This is a genomic window from Desulfolithobacter sp. (assembly GCF_054025815.1).
On record NZ_JBPMMS010000012.1, the window covers coordinates 1 to 17,123 of the forward strand.

The 17,123-nt window shown below is 57.9% G+C and carries 16 protein-coding genes; 12 read left to right on the top strand and 4 right to left on the bottom strand.

Features of this window, described 5'->3' with window-relative positions; all coding sequences use genetic code 11:
- From ACXJJY_RS02495 to ACXJJY_RS02505, 3 genes are all read left to right on the top strand, one after another.
- A partial coding sequence (locus tag ACXJJY_RS02495) for a YjbH domain-containing protein (RefSeq protein WP_456385128.1) occupies positions 1-2,049 on the top strand: 2,049 nt, incomplete at its 5' end.
- A 251-nt stretch (positions 2,050-2,300) separates the two neighbouring features.
- Positions 2,301-2,843, top strand: coding sequence for an REP-associated tyrosine transposase (locus ACXJJY_RS02500; protein WP_456385129.1), 543 nt, complete (start codon positions 2,301-2,303; stop codon positions 2,841-2,843).
- Positions 2,844-3,145: 302 nt separating this feature from the next.
- Positions 3,146-4,018, top strand: coding sequence for a hypothetical protein (locus ACXJJY_RS02505; protein WP_456385130.1), 873 nt, complete (start codon positions 3,146-3,148; stop codon positions 4,016-4,018).
- A 7-nt stretch (positions 4,019-4,025) separates the two neighbouring features.
- Here the strand turns inward: ACXJJY_RS02505 and gspF are convergent, their stop codons facing one another.
- Positions 4,026-5,252, bottom strand: a complete 1,227-nt coding sequence (gene gspF / locus ACXJJY_RS02510; protein WP_456385131.1) for a type II secretion system inner membrane protein GspF — start codon at positions 5,250-5,252, stop codon at positions 4,026-4,028.
- A gap of 244 nt (positions 5,253-5,496) precedes the next feature.
- On the opposite strand from gspF, the gene ACXJJY_RS02515 reads away from it, so the two are divergent.
- A complete protein-coding gene (locus tag ACXJJY_RS02515; RefSeq protein ID WP_456385132.1) occupies positions 5,497-5,721 on the top strand; it encodes a SelT/SelW/SelH family (seleno)protein in 225 nt (74 codons plus the stop codon).
- A 169-nt stretch (positions 5,722-5,890) separates the two neighbouring features.
- On the opposite strand, the gene ACXJJY_RS02520 is transcribed toward ACXJJY_RS02515, so the two are convergent.
- Entirely contained in the window at positions 5,891-6,397 is a 507-nt protein-coding gene (locus ACXJJY_RS02520) for a metal-dependent transcriptional regulator (RefSeq protein ID WP_456385133.1), read from the bottom strand.
- 251 nt (positions 6,398-6,648) lie between these two features.
- Between ACXJJY_RS02520 and recN the strand changes: the two genes are divergently transcribed.
- Both recN and ACXJJY_RS02530 read left to right on the top strand, forming a co-directional pair.
- Positions 6,649-8,322: a DNA repair protein RecN gene (recN, locus tag ACXJJY_RS02525; RefSeq protein ID WP_456385134.1), complete on the top strand. Its 1,674-nt coding sequence runs from the start codon at positions 6,649-6,651 to the stop codon at positions 8,320-8,322.
- A 101-nt stretch (positions 8,323-8,423) separates the two neighbouring features.
- Complete coding sequence (locus ACXJJY_RS02530; RefSeq protein ID WP_456385135.1) at positions 8,424-9,461, top strand: thiamine biosynthesis protein; 1,038 nt, start codon at positions 8,424-8,426, stop codon at positions 9,459-9,461.
- A 10-nt stretch (positions 9,462-9,471) separates the two neighbouring features.
- On the opposite strand, the gene ACXJJY_RS02535 is transcribed toward ACXJJY_RS02530, so the two are convergent.
- Positions 9,472-10,731 (bottom strand): mechanosensitive ion channel family protein, encoded by a 1,260-nt coding sequence (locus tag ACXJJY_RS02535; RefSeq protein ID WP_456385136.1) that lies wholly within the window; start codon positions 10,729-10,731, stop codon positions 9,472-9,474.
- Entirely contained in the window at positions 10,724-11,221 is a 498-nt protein-coding gene (locus ACXJJY_RS02540; protein ID WP_456385137.1) for a thioredoxin family protein, read from the bottom strand. Before ACXJJY_RS02540 ends, ACXJJY_RS02535 begins: the two co-directional genes overlap by 8 nt.
- A 195-nt stretch (positions 11,222-11,416) precedes the next feature.
- Between ACXJJY_RS02540 and ACXJJY_RS02545 the strand changes: the two genes are divergently transcribed.
- The 6 genes from ACXJJY_RS02545 (at position 11,417) to ruvB (ending at position 16,990) form a co-directional block, all read left to right on the top strand.
- On the top strand, positions 11,417-13,018 hold the full coding sequence (locus tag ACXJJY_RS02545) for a CCA tRNA nucleotidyltransferase (RefSeq protein ID WP_456385138.1): 1,602 nt from the start codon (positions 11,417-11,419) through the stop codon (positions 13,016-13,018).
- The gene (locus tag ACXJJY_RS02550) at positions 13,011-13,646 is read left to right on the top strand and encodes an SAM-dependent methyltransferase (RefSeq protein WP_456385139.1); all 636 of its coding nucleotides are present in this window, start codon (positions 13,011-13,013) and stop codon (positions 13,644-13,646) included. The genes ACXJJY_RS02545 and ACXJJY_RS02550 overlap by 8 nt, the downstream gene beginning before the upstream one ends.
- Before the next feature lie 40 nt (positions 13,647-13,686).
- Entirely contained in the window at positions 13,687-14,436 is a 750-nt protein-coding gene (locus tag ACXJJY_RS02555) for a YebC/PmpR family DNA-binding transcriptional regulator (protein WP_456385140.1), read from the top strand.
- A gap of 71 nt (positions 14,437-14,507) precedes the next feature.
- Entirely contained in the window at positions 14,508-15,005 is a 498-nt protein-coding gene (ruvC, locus tag ACXJJY_RS02560) for a crossover junction endodeoxyribonuclease RuvC (RefSeq protein ID WP_456385141.1), read from the top strand.
- Positions 15,006-15,268: 263 nt separating this feature from the next.
- Positions 15,269-15,892: a Holliday junction branch migration protein RuvA gene (gene ruvA / locus ACXJJY_RS02565; RefSeq protein WP_456385142.1), complete on the top strand. Its 624-nt coding sequence runs from the start codon at positions 15,269-15,271 to the stop codon at positions 15,890-15,892.
- Between the two features lie 48 nt (positions 15,893-15,940).
- Positions 15,941-16,990, top strand: coding sequence for a Holliday junction branch migration DNA helicase RuvB (gene ruvB / locus ACXJJY_RS02570; RefSeq protein ID WP_456385143.1), 1,050 nt, complete (start codon positions 15,941-15,943; stop codon positions 16,988-16,990).
- Positions 16,991-17,123: the final 133 nt, after the last annotated feature.

The following is a 17,123-nucleotide window of genomic DNA, read 5'->3' on the forward strand; positions in this document are numbered from 1 at the left end:
GCGGCCACCGCGGCCAGGCCTCTTGCCTCGCTCCAGTCCTTCACCGGGATCTGGGATATGCCCACGGCCCGGATCCTGCCGGACTGGAGTGTCCGGGTCAAGTATGGCAAGGCCGAACCATACCGGTATTACGGTGTTGCGCTGGGTATCTTTGACCGGCTGGAGTTCCATGGTCAGTTTACGGAGATTTCCACTCTTCAGGGCTTTGCCGACTATGAGGCCTATGGGTATTACAAGGATCGTAATGCCGGGGCCCGGCTGGTGCTGGTCAAGGAAGATGCACTCTGGCCCCAGATAGCTGTCGGGGCCTATGATCCGGTTGGGACCTCTTTGTTTCCCTCCCGCTATATTGTCGCCTCGAAAATGTTCGGCAACCTGGACTTGACCCTTGGTCTTGGCCAGGGGTTGCTGGGTGGTGAGTCCCTGGACAACATTGCCCGGCAACGCCAGGGCGAAACGTTTGATACCACCTTTCTCCTTTCCAGTCCCCTTCGACCAACCAGCCTGTTTGGCGGTATCGAGTACCAGTATTCCCCGGATTTGACCCTGTCGGCAGAATATTCTTCCCTGAAATATGAAACCATGTTCGGCGCCCCGGAGGCGGCCCGCTGGCCCGTGAACCTGGGGCTGAAATACCGGTTGGGCAACCATGTGTATCTCCAGGGTGGGTTCATGCGCGGCCGGGAATGGAGCCTTGGTGTTTCTGGTGATTTTCCCTTGAATCCAGAGGGGCTTTTACCCTGGAAAAAGGAGGCGCCCTACCTGGCCACGGAAAAGAAACGGTGGCAGGCGTACGAGGCGGATAACCAGCGGCTGGCGGCGTTGGTCGCCAGGGAGCTGCGCAGTGACGGTTTTACCGGCGTGGAAACCGCGGTCCGGGACCATGCCATCTGGATAGAGTTCAACAACAGAAAATATCTCTCCCATGCCAAGGCCCTGGGCCGGGTTGCCCGGATAGTCGATGGTATTGCGCCGGAACGGATCACCACCGTGTACCTGAACCTGGTCTACATGGGCCAGGTACTCCAGTGCCTCCGGGCCAGCCGCCAGGAGTTGCGGGCCTTCCTGGATGGCCGGCTGGACAAGGAAGCCTTTCTCACCTTTGCCGACCTGTCGCTCTACAACCGTCGTCAACAGCAGGCCTTTTTCACCGGCGAGGAGGAGATCGGCAGCTATCGCGTCCCGGACAGCCTGTTTGACTACAGCGTCAACTTGAAGGTGCGAACCTTTCTGAACAACAAAGAGGGTTTTTTCAAGAACAAGGTATTCCTCCGGCCCAGGGCCTCGGTGAATCCCTGGAAGAATGGGACCTTGTACGGCGAACTGGAATTCACCCTGCTCAACGAGTTTGACGAAGTTTTGTTTGCTCCCCTTGAGCCCGAGCCCACCCGGACCGACGTGGTCCTTTATGAGCGCGAATCGCAGCCGCGCATTTCAGTGCTGGCCTTTGACCAGCATGCGTCTTTGCCGTTCAATGTACTGGGGCGATTTTCCGCTGGTCTTTTCGAGAGTGAATATGCCGGGTTCGGGGCCGAGGTCTTCCGGCTTTTCGATGATGGCCGGTTCGGGATCGGTTTTGAGAGCGAGGCGGTCTGGAAGCGGGATCCGGAAGATAATTTTAAACTGAGCGACACTATTACCAAGACCTATGATTCCCATTTTCTCAACTTGTATGGATTGCTCTGGCCGGAGCAGGGAATCGAGGCCGGGTTGAAGATAGGCAAATTTCTCGCTGGCGACATGGGCTTTCGCCTGGAACTGCGGCGCAGTTTTAAATACTTCACCATCGGCGCCTGGCTGACCAGGACAGATACCAGTGATTTTATAAATACAGATAACAGGGGTGCCAGTGAAAAGGGCGTGTTCATCCGCATACCTTTCTCCATCTTCAGTGATCGTGACCGGCGGGGAAATATCTATTACTCCTTCTCCACCTTTACGAGGGATCCCGGCCAGATGGTTCGCCAACCCAGCCGGTTGTATCCCATGGACCCCTACCAGTCGGTCGAGTACACCAGGGAGAGACTGGAGGATATGAGGAAGAATTGAGGAACAGCCGGGTCTTGGAGCAGTGAATGCACGCTGGCGCGGATTCATGGGGAAGTTGGGTTTCGTTCCTCAACCCAACCTACATGGGTTTTACCGGCGATCCGGGCCAGATGGTCCGCCAACCCGGCGGTTGTATCCCATGGCCCCCAATCAGGAAAAGCCTGGCATCGCTTTAAATTCGAAATTGTGTGAGCAATCGTAGGTTGGGTTGAGGAACGAAACCCAACGATATTTTTTTGATACCCCAGATCATGCAATATCGGCGGGCACGTACCAGGGGCGGAACTTATTTTTTTACCGTTGTTACCCACAAACGGCGAAGATTTTTATGTGAACCTGAAAATGTATCCTTGCTCCGTTTGATTTTCAGGGAGATAATGGAACATCATCCTTTTGTCATAGATGCCTTTGTGTTGTTGCCGGATCACCTGCATTGTATGTGGACCTTGCCGGATGATGATCAGGATTTTTCCAAACGGTGGAGGCTGATTAAGGGTTCATTCAGCAGGAGATGCGATTCTCGATTTAAAGGTGTGCTTACTGCATCACGAAAGCACAAACAGGAGCAGGCAATATGGCAGCGGCGTTTCTGGGAACATGTGATCCGGGATGAGAGAGATTTTACCCGACATGTCGAATACATTCATTATAATCCGGTAAAGCATGGGCTGGTGAAGATGCCCCGGGAATACCCTTATTCGAGTTTCCATCGTTATGTAGCCAATGGATTGTACGAATTGGAATGGGGGGCCTCAGGAGAATTGAAGTTCAATGATAGCGTTGGGATGGAATGACCCTTATTTTGTTGGGTTTCGTTCCTCAACCCAACCTACATGGGTTTTACCGGCGATCCGGGCCAGATGGTCCGCCAACCCGGCGGTTGTATCCCATGGCCCCCAATCAGGGAAAGCCTGGCATCGCTTTAATTTTGAAATTGTGTGAGCAATTGTAGGTTGGGTTGAGGGACGAAACCCAACGATATTCATCTGAAATCACCTCGGATTTAATGACTTCCAGCGTGATGTTCATGGTTCGTTGTGCAGGCCGTGGGAGGTTGCATGGGGGTTCTTCTTCAAGACATTGCTTCCAACAATACATGGAATTTATAAAAACCATCTCTATCTATCCTGTCCTTCTCGCTCTCCTTTTACTGGCAGGATGTGCCGGTTCCGAGTCCTGGCAGAAGCCGGGGGGAACACAGGCGTCTTTTAATCTTGATTCGCGGGAATGCCGGCTGATTGGCGAGAAGATTGCCCTGCTGCACAGCGAGACAGGCAAGAGTGTTGACCCGGTTTATGCTGCCCGGGCGTATGAAGAGTGCATGGCGGCAAAAGGCTGGCGGCGGCAGCAGGCCCGGGAGGGTGCCTCTCCTGATGCGGCGGCGGAATCAGGCAGCGGGTCGTTGCCGGTTCTGGCCGAAGTACACGGTGCTGATACCCTGGTCGGTTTTGGCCAGCGGATTGTGGTGCCGCCGGGCTTCAATATGCTGCCGGCCAAAAAGATGCGTATCGGGCCCACGGTCATGGAGCAGTTTTTCTGGCAGTGTGTCGAAGACAGACGAAACGACGCCGGTACCGTTATCGTCATCATTTTCCAGGAAAATAACCAGACCTCCTTCGAACAGATCGGCTACCCGGTCAACCCTCCCTATTCCCTCTACACCTCGGGCACTGCTGCCGGCGGACTGCTGCAGTGGGCCGCCTTCTGGGGCCAGGTCAAGAAGGACTGGGTCATGGGGCTTGGCGCCTACTATCACGTCTCGGGCAATCGGCGTATCATTGTTGTCATTACCTCCCCCCTCGGGCCACCGGAGTCCACCCCGCCGTCTAACGTAATCCTCAGCCGAGAGCAGTATCATCAGGTCGATAGTTTTGCCAGCCAGTGGCAGAGCTGGCTGGAAAAACAGTTTCCCAACGGCCCGGGAATGGTCTCCACATTGAAGAGATTTCTCACTCCTTCTGTGAAGTAACCCCACTTCAGCGGATCAGTTGGTTCATCTCGAAGATGGGCAGGAGGATGGAGACCACGATAAAGCTCACCACCCCGCCCATGACCAGGATCATGATCGGTTCGATGAGCGAGGTCATGGTCAGGATTTTTGCCTCCACCTCCCGTTCGTAGTTGTCCGCCACCTTGCCCAGCATTTTCTCCAGGGCGCCGCTCTGTTCCCCGACCCCGATCATCTGTACCAGCATGGGGGGAAACCAGGGGCTTTTTTTGAGGATCTGCGAGAGGCTGCGGCCTTTTTCCAGTTCCCGTGTCGCATCGTCGATGGTTTCGGCGAGGATGGTGTTGTTGAGGATGTTCTTGACGATCTGCAGGGCCGTGACCAGCGGGACGCCGGACTCCAGCAGGCTGGACAGGGTCCGGCCCAGGCGGGCCGAGGCGATCTTGATGTTGAGGTCGCCAAGCAGGGGCAGGGTGAGCTTGAGTCGATCCCAGAGCCGCCGGCCGGTGGGTCGGGTGATGAAGAAGCGGATGGCCGCGACAGCGGCGGCGATAAGCAGGATGAGGAGCCACCAGTAGTTTTTGAAAAATCCGCTCAGGTTGATCAGGAGGATCGTCGGCAGGGGAAGGGCCTGGCTGGTCCCTTCAAAGACCTTGGTGATGCTCGGAACGATGAAGGTGATGAGAAGAAACAGGACCAGGGTACCGACCACGGCCATGAACAGGGGGTAGGTGAGCGCGGCCTTGAGCCGGGACTTGAGGGCCTGCTGGCTCTCTCCAAACTCGGCCAGCCGTTCCAGCACCACATCCAGGGAACCGGAGGCCTCTCCGGCCCGGACCATGTTGATGTAGATCCGGGAGAAAAGGCGCGGATGCTCGGACAGGGCTGCGGTCAGGGAATTGCCCTCGTTGACGCTGTCCTTTATCTGGGCAATGATTTTTTTCAGGGACCTGTTGGTGGTCTGCTCGATGAGGCCGTTCAGGGCCTGGACCAGAGGGATGCCGGCGCCGAGCAGGGTGGCCAGCTGGCGGGTGGCTATATGGATCTCCTGTTGTCGCACCCGTTGCCCCAGTTCGATATGCAGAAAGGACGTTTTGCCGGGCTTTTCTGCCCGGGGTGTGGTTTCGATGATCTCCACCGGGTACTGGCCCCTGCTTTTGATCTTCTGCCGGGCTGCGCTGACAGAGTCGGCGTCGATAATGCCTTTTGTTTTCTTGCCGCTGCTGCTCAGTGCGGTGTATTCGTAAACAGGCATAGTTCAGGTTCCGGCAGGTTGGCAAAGGGTGCGGTTTATCTTTCGGTCAGGTCTTTTTCTGCAGTATACCGGCAGGAACCGGGCAGGGAAACGGAAAACATACTCCACTCTTTTCCCGTGGTTTGTGATATGATATAACATCCTGGGCGCTTCGCCAACTCGTTGTGCGGGTCAGAAGCTGGAACACATCGGATCTGGGCAGTCCGGGCCTGGCGTGGACCAAGAAAAGAAAGGAGGGTTTATCATGAAAGTTACCATTGAATATTGCGGCAAATGAAACTATAAACCGCGTGCCTCCAGTCTGGAGGCCGAGTTGAAGCAGGTGTTCGGCCCTGATGTCGACGTGGAGCTGATCGCAGGGTCCGGTGGCGTTTTTGAGGTCAGCCGGGACGGAAAGCTGATTTTTTCCAAAAAATCCTTGAGCCGGTTTCCCGAAGAGGGAGAGATCGTCGGACTGCTCAAGGGCTGATCAGGAGCAGGAGATCACGGGCACCACATCTTCGCGCGATCGCTCCCATCCGCATAGCAGGGTGTCTATAGCGGCCGGTGGCGCTTACGCGAATCTGCAGCAGCCGTGACCTCCTGTAATTTTTTTCCATATAATTTCAGCTTAGTGCGTACCTCGTGATGAGATATGATCAGGGTTTTCGCGATTTATTCTCCAGGCACTGCGATATGCAATGCTCGCAGTCTATCCTGGTTTCCCCTTTTTCAAAAAAATCGCTGAATCCCTGGATGAGATCCCGGCCGCCCCGGGGGCAGACTTCCAGGAAGCGGGTAAACTGGACGAGCCGATCGATGATTTCCTGGGGGGCGGCATGTTCTATCCTGCAGGCCCCTTTCTCGGCAATCTCGTGGTCGATCGCCAGGACATCGATGAAGAATTTTTTCAGGGCCTGGTGCCGATGGACCACGTCCCTGGCCACTGTCCGGCCCTGGTCGGTCATGGTGATGGCCTCGTAGGGGGTGTAATTGATGAGCCCTTTTTGTGAGAGTGAACGCAGCGCTTCGGTCACAGAGGCTCCGCTGACGCCAAGGCGGGTCGCGATATCCTTTCCGCGGGCCTCCTGTTTTTCGCAGGTGATGTGATAGATCGCTTCGATATAGTCTTCAAGGCTGGCGCTGAGCCGTTTGGTCGCTCCCATGGGCCACTCCGGATACAGTGTAAAATTTGCAAGAATAATCACGAAGATACAGGGTTCGTTTTCCGGAGTCAAGTTCTTTGTCTGCTGATGTCGGCTGCCTGGATGTGATGTCCTGGCGGGAACCGTCTTGCGGAAGTGGGATGCCTGATTTTGCGCTGATGCCACGAAGTGGTTAGCGGTTTCCCGAACCATAACATGGCCCGGGTCCTGTTCCCTGCGGGTTTTATTCAATATCGACCCAGGAAAGACAAATGCTGCAGGAACTGCACATAGAAAATCTCGCCCTGATCGATTCCCTGCATCTGGATTTCAGTGGCCAGGATACAGGGCTTATTGTTTTCACCGGTGAGACCGGGGCGGGCAAGTCCATCATCCTCCAGGCCCTGCATCTGCTCACCGGTGGCCGTGGAAGTACGACGTGGATCCGGAGCAACTGCGACCGGGCGGTGATCGAGGCCTGTTTTCTCCTGGGACCCGAGCAGCGCGAAAGCCTGGAACTGTTACGGGAGCACGGGCTGGAAAACGACGGTGAGTGTATTATTCGGCGAATACTCAGCCGCACCGGCCGCAGCCGGGTGTATGTCAATGATCATCTGGTTACCGCCAGGCTGGCCGGTCGGCTGGCCACCAACCTGGTTTCCATCGCCAGTCAGCACGATCACCAGGAACTGCTCAGCAGCCGGCGGCATCTGGATTTTCTCGACAGTTTTGGCGAACTCTGGCCGGAGCGGCAGGAATTCGCCGGGCTGTACGCGCGCTGGCAGAAGCTGGCCTGCAGCCTCCGGACCCTGCAGGAAAAAGAGCAGGACAAGGAGCAGCGGCGGGATTTTCTCGCCTTTCAACTGCGGGAGATCCAGGAAGTGGACCCGGCTCCGGGTGAGGATGAAGAGCTGTCCCTGGAGCGGGACCGGCTCAAGTCCTCCACCACCCTGGCGACCCTGGCGGCCAGAAGCCATGAGCTGCTGCATGGACGGCTGATCGAGCATCTGGCCGAGATTCGCAAGAACATGGAGCAGGTGGCCTCGCTGGATGAGAGTGCCCGGGAGCTCAGTGAGCGGATCACCACGGCCTGTTACGAGATCGAGGATCTGGAGTCGGCCCTGCGGGATTACCGGGGTAGCATTCCCATGGATCCGGGCCGGCTGGAGGAGATCAATGGTCGCCTTGCCGCTCTCAAGACCCTGCAGCGCAAGTACGGTCCGACCCTGGAAGAGGTGCTGGAGTTCGCGGTCCGGGCCGAGGAGGAGCTGCAGACCCTGGACAGCATGGAGCAGGAGATTGCGCGGCTGGAAAAGGAGCTGGAGATGCTGTCTGCCGAGCTTCGATCCAGGGCGAGCCAGCTGACCAGGAAACGGCAGCAGGCAGCGGCCAGTCTGAAAAAGGCCATGGAACGGGAGCTTTCTTCCCTGAGTTTCCCCCAGGCACTGTTCAGCGCGGCAGTGGAAAGTGATGCCGAAAATATGCAGGCTACTGGTCAGGACCAGGTCACCTTTCTTTTTTCAGCTAATCCCGGGGAAGAACCAAAGCCGCTGATCAAGGTGGTGTCCGGCGGAGAGCTGTCCCGGCTGATGCTGGCCATGAAGTGTCTTCTTGCCCGGCGGGATCAGGTGGAGACGGTCATCTTCGACGAGGTGGATGCCGGAATCGGCGGCAAGGCTGCCGAGGCCGTGGCCGGAAAGATCAGTGAGCTGGCCGGGCATCACCAGGTGTTCTGTATCACCCACCTGCCCCAGATCGCCGCCTATGCCACGGCCCATTATCTGGTGGAGAAACAGGTGCAGGAGGGCCGGACCAGTACCTCCATCCGGATGCTGGATGTGGACAGCCGGGTGCTGGAGCTTGCCCGGATGCTGGGCGGCAATTCGCTGACAGACCAGACCATGGCCTTTGCCCGGGATCTGATCGAGCGGGCAGGGACGCGCTGACAACGTGCACGTGCACGGGGATGGGAGTGGGCCTGCCTCCCGCGAACGGGATACCATCGTTTATGGCAATCAGATAAATTTTAACCCGTTAGTCTCTATATATGTCTGAAATTACAGCCCTTGGTCTCTATTCCGGGGGGCTCGATTCTCTTCTTGCCTGCCGGGTGATCGCGGCCCAGGGGATTCGAGTCATTGCCCTGAAATTTGTCACCCCCTTTTTTGATCACGACCTGTTGACGCGGGAAAAGGAGTTCCAGCGCGAGGTCATGAGAAAACACGGGGTCGATGTCCGGCTGGTGGATTTGAGCGAAGGGTATATCGAACTGCTTCGCAATCCGGCCCATGGCTATGGCAAGCATTTCAACCCCTGTATCGACTGCAAGATCCTGATGCTCTCCAGGGCCCGGGGGTTGATGCCCCGTTACAATGCGTCCTTTCTTTTTACCGGTGAAGTGCTGGGTCAGCGGCCTATGTCCCAGCGGCGCGATACCCTGCGGGTGATCGAACGGGATTCGGGCTGTGAGGATATTCTCCTTCGTCCCCTGTGTGCTCAACGGCTGGAGCCCACGCGACCGGAAAGGGAAGGGCTGGTGGACCGGGAAAAGCTGTATGGTTTTTCCGGGCGCGGGCGCAAGGACCAGATGGCCCTGGCGCGGGAATTCGGCATCACCGAATATCCGGGCCCGGCCGGAGGGTGCATTCTTACCGATCCCAATCTCGGCGCCCGGATCGAACGTTTTTACCAGGGCCTGTTTGCCACCGGCCGGGAGAGCATCGAGGTCGGCGATATCAAGTTGCTGCAGGTGGGGCGTCAGTTCCTGCTCCCCGGCGGCATCTGGCTGGTGCTCGGGCGCAAGCAGGCGGAGAACGAGAGAATCAAGAAGCTCTTTGAGCCGGGAGACTGGCTGCTGAAGATGGAAGACCGGCCCGGCCCCACAGGTCTGCTGCGGCGGGCCGAACACACCGTGGCCGGAACGGAACAGGAAGAGGAAATCCTGCGCCTGGCCGCGGGCCTGGTTATCCGGTATGGCAAAAAAATACACGGCGAAACGCCTCCGGCCACAGTGCGGATCTACGGCGAAGGCAGGGAAGAGACCAGGGACGCCCATTCTGTTGATGGAGCTGATTTTGCCTGTTGAATCGGCCGGACTACCGGCCGGGAAGCTCGCCGATCCTCCTGAAGTCCCAGCCGCTTGGGTTCTGAAACACCCGCAGGTCAAATTGCTCCACTGCGGCCAGCAGGTGGTCGAAGATGTCGGCCTGGATAGCCTCGTAGTTGGCCCAGACCTTGTCGCTGCTGAACACGTAGATTTGGATGGGCAATCCTTCCGACCCTGGCTGCAGGTGGCGGACCAGGAAGGTCATATTGCGGTTTATCTTGGGATGCTGTTTCAGGTAGGCGATGATATAGGCCCGGAAAATGCCGATGTTTGTCTGGCGCCGGCCGTTGATGATCACCGAGGTATCCACTCCGTGGGCCTGGTTGTATTCGTCGATCTCTTTTTGCCTGCTTCGTACGTAGTTGGTGATGAGCTGGATTCCGGCGAATTTTTCGAGTTCTTCATCGGACAGAAAGCGGATCGAGGTCATGTCGATGTTGATCTGGCGCTTGATCCTCCGGCCACCGGATTCCTGCATCCCGCGCCAGTTTTTGAACGATTTTGAAATCAGGGCATAGGTGGGGATGGAGGTTATGGTCTTGTCCCAGTTCTGCACCCGTACCGCATGGATGGAGATGTCGATCACGTCGCCGTCCGCCCCGTGCTCCGGGCTTTCTATCCAGTCGCCGACCCGCACCAGGTCGTTGCCGGTGAGTTGGATGGAGGCCACGAAGCCAAGAATGGAGTCCTTGAAGACCAGCATGGTGACGGCGGTCAAACCACCGAGCACAGAGAGCAGGCCCCAGGGAGAGCGGTCGGTGAGGATGGCGATCAGGAAGATGAGCCCGAGCACATAGGTGACGATGCGGGCCGCGTCGATATAACCGCGGATGGTGGAGCCCTTTTTACGGCGCAGGGAAGAGTAGATATCGTTGATCGCCCCCAGAATGGCGGTGATGCAGCGGATAGAGACAACGACAAAGCCGGCCATGATAAGCCGGCGGATGATTTCAGTTACTGTCTGGCCTGTGGCCAGCAGCAGGTCCTGGGCCAGGTAGAGGATAACCATGGGCACGTACCAGGACAGCTTGTGAAACACCCGGTTGTGAACCAGGGCATCGTCCCAGGATGGACCGCTTTCCTTGATGATCCTGATGACCATCTGTACCAGGATGCGGCGGGTGAGCCAGGTAGCCAGTGCCGTTACCAGGAGAACACCACTGCCGATGATGGCGTAGGCCAGGAGAGTGGCTGTTTCTTCTCCGGCTCCCATCTGGCCGAGCCAGGCGATAATGGTCGTGTCAGTCATGGCGGACAACCTCCCTGATCCACTGTTCCACCTGGGCTCTCGTGGGCAGCAGGCCACTGCTTTTGATCTTGCCGTTGATCATAAGGGCCGGGGTTACAGTGATGCCGGCCCGTCCGATTTCGTCCGGATCATGGATCTGTTCGACGTCGGCAGCTACTCCCATCTGGTTCATCACCTCGATCACCAGGGTCTGCAGGCTGTTGCAGCTCACGCAGCCGGGGCCAAAGATACGGATCACCAGGGCCTCTTGTTCCACCCCCTCATCCAAACCGATGAAGCGCAGATATTCTCGGCCCAGGGCTTCCCGGTAGTCTCTTTCCCGTCCCGGTGGGATGTAGTTTTTTCTTTTGATGGCCTGAAAAAGCTGGTCCACGGCCTCTTCCCGGGTAAGTTGCCTCGTATCCAGTTCGTTGAGGGCCACATCCAGGCCGATCAGGCCGATAGTTGATGCGCCGATTCGTATGGTTCGTGTTGTTGCTGCTTCTGTCATGGAGATCAAGGTGATGAGAGTGTGAAGTTGTCTGAAGCCCGCGGTTTTTTTTATCTGCCCAGATTGTGACAAAAATTGCCTGTTCCGGGTAACCACTGTATGAGACTGTAGAGGATTTTGTGGAAAAAACCAAGTGCTGGCTGGTATAGTGGCCTTGCATTCTTTCCTTTGATACATCGGTCTGGAGCGCAGCCTGTGATCAGGAAGCATGAAAAGGATACAAAAACAGTTGTTGACAGCAGTCGGCTGCGGGAATTGTTCCCGGCCGGAGTGCTGACCGCTCTGGCCAGGATATATGCCAAACGTCATGGTGGTGTCTATCTTACCGGTGGAACTGTGCGGGACCTGCTTATGGGGCGCATACCGGCGGATATCGATCTCACCGTTGATCGCCGGGCCCGGGCATGGGCTGCGGATTTTGCCGGCAAAACCCGCGGTACCTACGTGGAACTTGGCCGGGACGAGGATGCGGCCCGGGTGGTCTGCCGGAAGGTGGTGGTGGATTTCACCTCTTTTCGTGGCGTGGCGGATCATATCGAGGCCGACCTGCGGGAGCGGGACGTGACCGTGAATGCCATGGCGGTGGATCTGGGGCCCCTGCTGCGAGGGGAACTGGCAGGGGAGAGCGGGCAACCACAGGAGCCAGAGCGGGCACAAAGACCTGTCCCTGCGGCGATGCCTGGGGTGGGCGGAGAGAGGCTGCCGGTGATCGATCCGGTTGGCGGGGTGGAGGATCTTGAGAAAAGACGGATCCGGGTGACCGCGAACCATGCGTTCCGTGACGATCCGCTTCGTCTTTTGCGGGTTTTTCGTTTCTGTGCCACGCTGGATTTCACCATTGACGACCACACCCTGGACCTGGCCCGCCGGCAGCGGGATACGTTGAACCGGGTGGCGCCGGAGCGCATACGGCATGAGTTGAACCTGATCATGGATAGTGGCCGGGCTTTTTCTTCCTTTGGCGCCATGGCCGGGATCGGCCTCCTGTGGGAGGTGGTGCCCGAGCTGCAGGCCGGGGTGGGGATGGAGCAGCCGGCCAGCCATCACCTGGACGTATTTGCCCACTGCCTGGAGGCGTTGCGCTGGATGGAGCGGATTGTCGAGGATCCGGGCCTGTTTTATCCTGATCAGGTCGAAAAACTACACGAGTACCTGGCCGGGCCGCGCCGGGTTGTGCAGTTGAAATGGGCCGCTTTTCTCCATGACGTGGGCAAGCCGGTAACTTTGACCATCGACGAGGACCGGGGGGGACGGATAACCTTCTATAACCATGATCAGGTCGGGGCCCGGATCTGCCAGGACATCGGCAGCCGGTTGCGCTGCTCCAACGAGGATGTCCGGGTGATTTCCTCCCTGGTCGCGGCCCACATGCGTCCCTTTCACCTCAGCAATGTCATGCGTCGAGATCAGGAGGTCAGTCTCAAGGCCTGTCTGCGCTTGATTCGCGCCCTGGGTGAACATCTGCCGGGACTGTTTCTGCTTGGCATGGCCGATGCCCTGGCCGGTCGCGGCGATGCCCGGCCAGAAGAGATGGAAGCCGAGCTGGCCCGGCTTTTTGCCCGGGTGGAGCAGGTACGCCGCGAACACGTGGAACCGGTACGCCGGGGCAAACCACTGCTCACCGGGCACGATTTGATCGAGGAACTCCAGCTGAGTCCGGGGCCCATTTTCAGGGAAATCCTCGAGACTGTGGAAGAAGCTCATATGGAGAAGAAGATCAGTACCCGAGATCAGGCACTGGCCCTTGCCGCGGCTCTGGCGAACCAGGGAACGGGAAACGGAGCGATGCATGCGTAAGGTCAAGGACTATTACTTTGAAAAAGCCAAAAAGGACAACTATCCGGCCCGGTCTGTGTATAAGCTGGAAGAGGTCCAGAAAAAGTACCGTTTTCTCAAGAAGGGCCAGCGGGTGCTGGATCTCGGTTGCCACCCGGGAAGCTGGAGTCTGTATGCGGCCCGGATCGTCGGCAGCAGGGGAGTGGTGGCCGGTGTGGATCTTTCGCACACCGACCTGCCGACGCAAAAAGGCCATGCTGAAATCTGTTGGCTCTGTTATGATGTCTATTCCGATGAACTGCTGGAACACTTGAAGAAAACCTGGCCTGGCTTCCATGTCCTCCTGTCGGATATGGCCCCCAGAACCACGGGCAGTCAGTACGCCGACCACCAGCAGTCACTCCGACTCGTCCGCCGGGCCCTGGATATCGCCGCTGTGCTGCTCCATGAACGGGGCACCTTCTATGCCAAGGCGTTCCAGGGAGAGGATTTCCCGGAACTGCTCAAGGAGTGCAAGCCTCTTTTTGAAACCGTCAAGGTGGTCAAGCCGGACAGTTCCCGCCGGGAAAGTCGGGAGGTGTTCATCCTGGGGCGCGGTTTCAAGCCCAGAGAGGCCAGGGTAAGGCGACTTTTGAAGAAAAATCAATAAAATTTAATCAGTTCAATTTTAATTTCACCAAGAGGATAACGTGTCTGGACATTCAAAATGGAGCACCATCAAGAGGAAGAAAGGTGCCAATGACGCCAAACGCGGTAAGATTTTTACCAAGCTGATCAAGGAAATTACCATCGCCGCCCGGATGGGCGGGGGTGATCCCGAAGGAAATCCACGGCTCCGCAGTGCCATCACCGCAGCCAAAGCCCAGAACATGCCCAAGGACAATATCGAGCGGGCCATCAAGAAGGGTACCGGCGACATGGAAGGGGTGGCCTATGAGGAGATTTTGTATGAAGGGTATGGCCCGGGTGGCGTAGCGGTCCTGGTGGAGACCATGACCGACAACAAGAACCGGACCGTGGCCGATGTGCGTCATTTCTTTGCCAAGAGCGGCGGTAACCTGGGTGAATCTGGCTGCGTGGGCTGGATGTTTGACAAGAAAGGCACCATCCTGGTGGACCGGGAAGGGGTTGATGAGGACGAACTCATGGACCTGGCCATCGAGGCCGGAGCCGAGGATGTGATCGAAGAGGAAGCCTCGTTCCAGATCCTCACCGAGCCGGAAGATTTCAGCGAGGTGGTGGATGCCCTGGAAAAGAGCGGTATCACCATTGCCGAGGCCTCCATTTCCATGGTGCCCAAGAATACGGTGGAAGTGACCGAGGAGAAAAAGGCCAGGTCGCTTCTCAAACTGCTGGAGAACCTGGAAGACCATGACGATGTACAGAAAGTGCACGCCAACTTCGATATTCCCGATGAACTGATGGAGCAGCTGTCGTAGATGGCCGCGGACGAATCTTTTTCGTGCAACCTGTGTCGGCTGCCCGGTCGGTGGTTGGTCGCAGCTGAGCAATGGGAGCAGTAAAGATCATCCGCATTCTGGGTATTGACCCTGGTTCACGGACCACCGGCTATGGCGTGATCGAGAAAAACGGGCCCCTGCTCGGTTTTGTCACCTGCGGTACCATCCGGACCCGGGAAAAGGACTTTTCCCGTCGTCTTTTCGAGATTCACCAGGGGCTTTGCGAAGTGATCAACTGCCACCGGCCCGAAGTAGCGGCGGTGGAAGACGTCTTTGTGGCAACCAATCCCCGCTCGGCCATGAAACTCGGCCAGGCCCGGGGGGTGGCCGTGGTTGCGGCCATGCAAAGCGAGCTGGCGGTTTTTGACTACACGCCGCGGATGGTCAAGCAGGCCGTGGCCGGATACGGCCAGGCTGACAAGGCCCAGGTGCAGCGCATGGTCCAGGTGCTGCTCGAACTCTCCGGTACACCCTCCAGCGACGCTGCCGACGCCCTGGCCGTGGCCATCTGCCACGCCAATCACATGGATTATCCGAGCGGACTGTGAGGGGAGTTGACCCTGCACAGGTTCAGCGTCACCCTCGCAGGAGCGGATGCCACGAGTTTTTTCAGGGGATAAGACGAGCCCGGAGGAAGAATAGCCGCTGCCCTGGTATCCGGCTTACATCCGTGACCGTCCACGTGCTCGTGAACGTTCACGGGCACGGTGCTCGCGTTGTTACCGCTTCCCGGGATACCGTCGCCTCTGCGCCACCGAGTACTGTATATGAAAAGATACGATCGTAACCACTGGGAGTTAGATCTCCGTCAATGATAGCCGCGCTCACAGGAACCATTTTTCATAAACTGCCTGGCAGTGTCATTGTCGATGTCCGCGGAGTGGGCTACGAGGTCCAGGTTTCAGGCCGGACCTATGACCGGCTGCCTTCCACGGGTGAAGAAACCTTTCTTTACATCCATACCAGTGTCCGTGAGGATGCCATAACCCTGTACGGCTTCAGTGAGGTCGAGGAAAAGGAACTCTTCCTGCTTCTGAACACGGTATCCGGGGTCGGGCCCAAGCTGGCCCTGTCCATCCTTTCCGGGATTTCCGCGGCCGAGCTGTGCGAGGCCATCAGCATGAAGAATCTCTCCCGCCTGGTTGCTCTCTCCGGGGTGGGCAAGAAGACGGCCCAGCGGTTGTGTATGGAGCTGGGGGAGAAGGTGGGCGCCCTGGCCGGTGGCTGGGATGGGGGCGAGCCGGAAGCCGTCGCTCCGGTCGCAGTGGAAGGACATGCCATGCAGGACGCTGCCTCGGCTCTTGTCAATCTCGGTTATCCCCAGAACATGGCCTGGCAGGCCCTGCGCAGTGTCCAGCAGCATGATCCCGAGGCTGCCGCGGCCATGAAGGTCGAGGAGTTGATTCGTGAAGCGCTGCAGGTGCTGGCCCGATGAGATTTTTTTGTACTTTTTGTACTTTTTGTTGTGTTTCGGGACCAACCTATGAACTTTGAGGAAGAGCTGACAGGAAAGCGGCTGGTTGCCCGGCAGGAGCTGGCAGACGATGTGACGCCGGATACCGACCTGCGGCCGCGGAGCCTGGACCAGTATATTGGCCAGGAACAGGTCAAGGAGTCGTTGCGTATCTTCATCCAGGCCGCCCGGCAGCGGGGCGAAGCCCTGGATCATGTCCTGTTCCACGGTTTTCCAGGGCTTGGCAAGACCACGCTGGCCTATATCATCGCCCACGAGATGCAGGCCGGAATCAAGGTGACCTCGGGCCCGGTGATCGAGCGGCCCGGGGATCTGGCCGCCATCCTCACCAGTCTTCAGGCCGGCGACGTCCTGTTCATTGACGAGATCCACCGCCTCAATCACGTGGTGGAAGAGATCCTCTACCCGGCCATGGAGGATTATCAGCTCGACCTGGTGATCGGCCAGGGACCGGGGGCGCGCTCGGTGAAGATGGATTTGCCCCGTTTCACCCTGGTCGGGGCCACCACCCGGACCGGTCTTCTGACCCCGCCGCTCCGCGATCGCTTCGGGGTGATTTTGCGGCTTGATTTCTATTCTCCGGAAGAGCTGGTGACTATCATCAAACGTTCGGCCCGGCTGTTCGGGATGGAGATCGATGACGACGGGGCCATGGAACTGGGCCGGCGGTCCCGGGGGACGCCGCGGATTGCCAACCGGCTGCTCAGGCGGGTGCGGGATTTCTCCGAGGTGGGTGGCCACAAGGTGATCACCCGGGAAGTGGCGGACCGGGCACTGACCATGCTCTCTGTCGACCAGCGCGGCCTGGACGAGATGGACCGGCGTATTCTCCTGACGCTCATCGACAAGTTTCAGGGCGGTCCCATCGGGCTCGATACCCTGGCCACGGTGGTGTGCGAGGAAAAGAATACCCTGGAAGACGTGTATGAACCATTCCTGATCCAGTCCGGTTTCCTGGTCCGGACCCCCAGGGGACGCATGGCCACGGCTGCGGCCTATGAACATTTCGGCCGGCCGATGCGCCGGGGAGAAGGGCACCAGCCGGGACTCTTTGAGTAAACGAGGTTTGTTGTTGCGTGGTACGGTTGTGTTTTCGTGTCCGTTCACGAGCACGGGTGCGGGACTGGATCCGGTGCCACCTTCGCAGAGCGGCTGTCACGAGGAGGGGGTGGGGATATCATCGGTTGGGTAG

Bases quoted from the DNA above. Each gene is read 5' to 3' on its own strand.
- ACXJJY_RS02550 (WP_456385139.1), top strand. From the start codon at position 13,011: ATGCGTAAGGTCAAGGACTATTACTTTGAAAAAGCCAAAAAGGACAAC.
- ACXJJY_RS02530 (WP_456385135.1), top strand. From the start codon at position 8,424: ATGTCTGAAATTACAGCCCTTGGTCTCTATTCCGGGGGGCTCGATTCT.
- ruvA (WP_456385142.1), top strand. From the start codon at position 15,269: ATGATAGCCGCGCTCACAGGAACCATTTTTCATAAACTGCCTGGCAGT.
- gspF (WP_456385131.1), bottom strand. From the start codon at position 5,252: ATGCCTGTTTACGAATACACCGCACTGAGCAGCAGCGGCAAGAAAACA.
- ruvB (WP_456385143.1), top strand. From the start codon at position 15,941: ATGAACTTTGAGGAAGAGCTGACAGGAAAGCGGCTGGTTGCCCGGCAG.
- ACXJJY_RS02535 (WP_456385136.1), bottom strand. From the start codon at position 10,731: ATGACTGACACGACCATTATCGCCTGGCTCGGCCAGATGGGAGCCGGA.
- recN (WP_456385134.1), top strand. From the start codon at position 6,649: ATGCTGCAGGAACTGCACATAGAAAATCTCGCCCTGATCGATTCCCTG.
- ACXJJY_RS02505 (WP_456385130.1), top strand. From the start codon at position 3,146: ATGGAATTTATAAAAACCATCTCTATCTATCCTGTCCTTCTCGCTCTC.
- ruvC (WP_456385141.1), top strand. From the start codon at position 14,508: ATGGGAGCAGTAAAGATCATCCGCATTCTGGGTATTGACCCTGGTTCA.
- ACXJJY_RS02520 (WP_456385133.1), bottom strand. From the start codon at position 6,397: ATGGGAGCGACCAAACGGCTCAGCGCCAGCCTTGAAGACTATATCGAA.
- ACXJJY_RS02540 (WP_456385137.1), bottom strand. From the start codon at position 11,221: ATGACAGAAGCAGCAACAACACGAACCATACGAATCGGCGCATCAACT.
- ACXJJY_RS02500 (WP_456385129.1), top strand. From the start codon at position 2,301: ATGCAATATCGGCGGGCACGTACCAGGGGCGGAACTTATTTTTTTACC.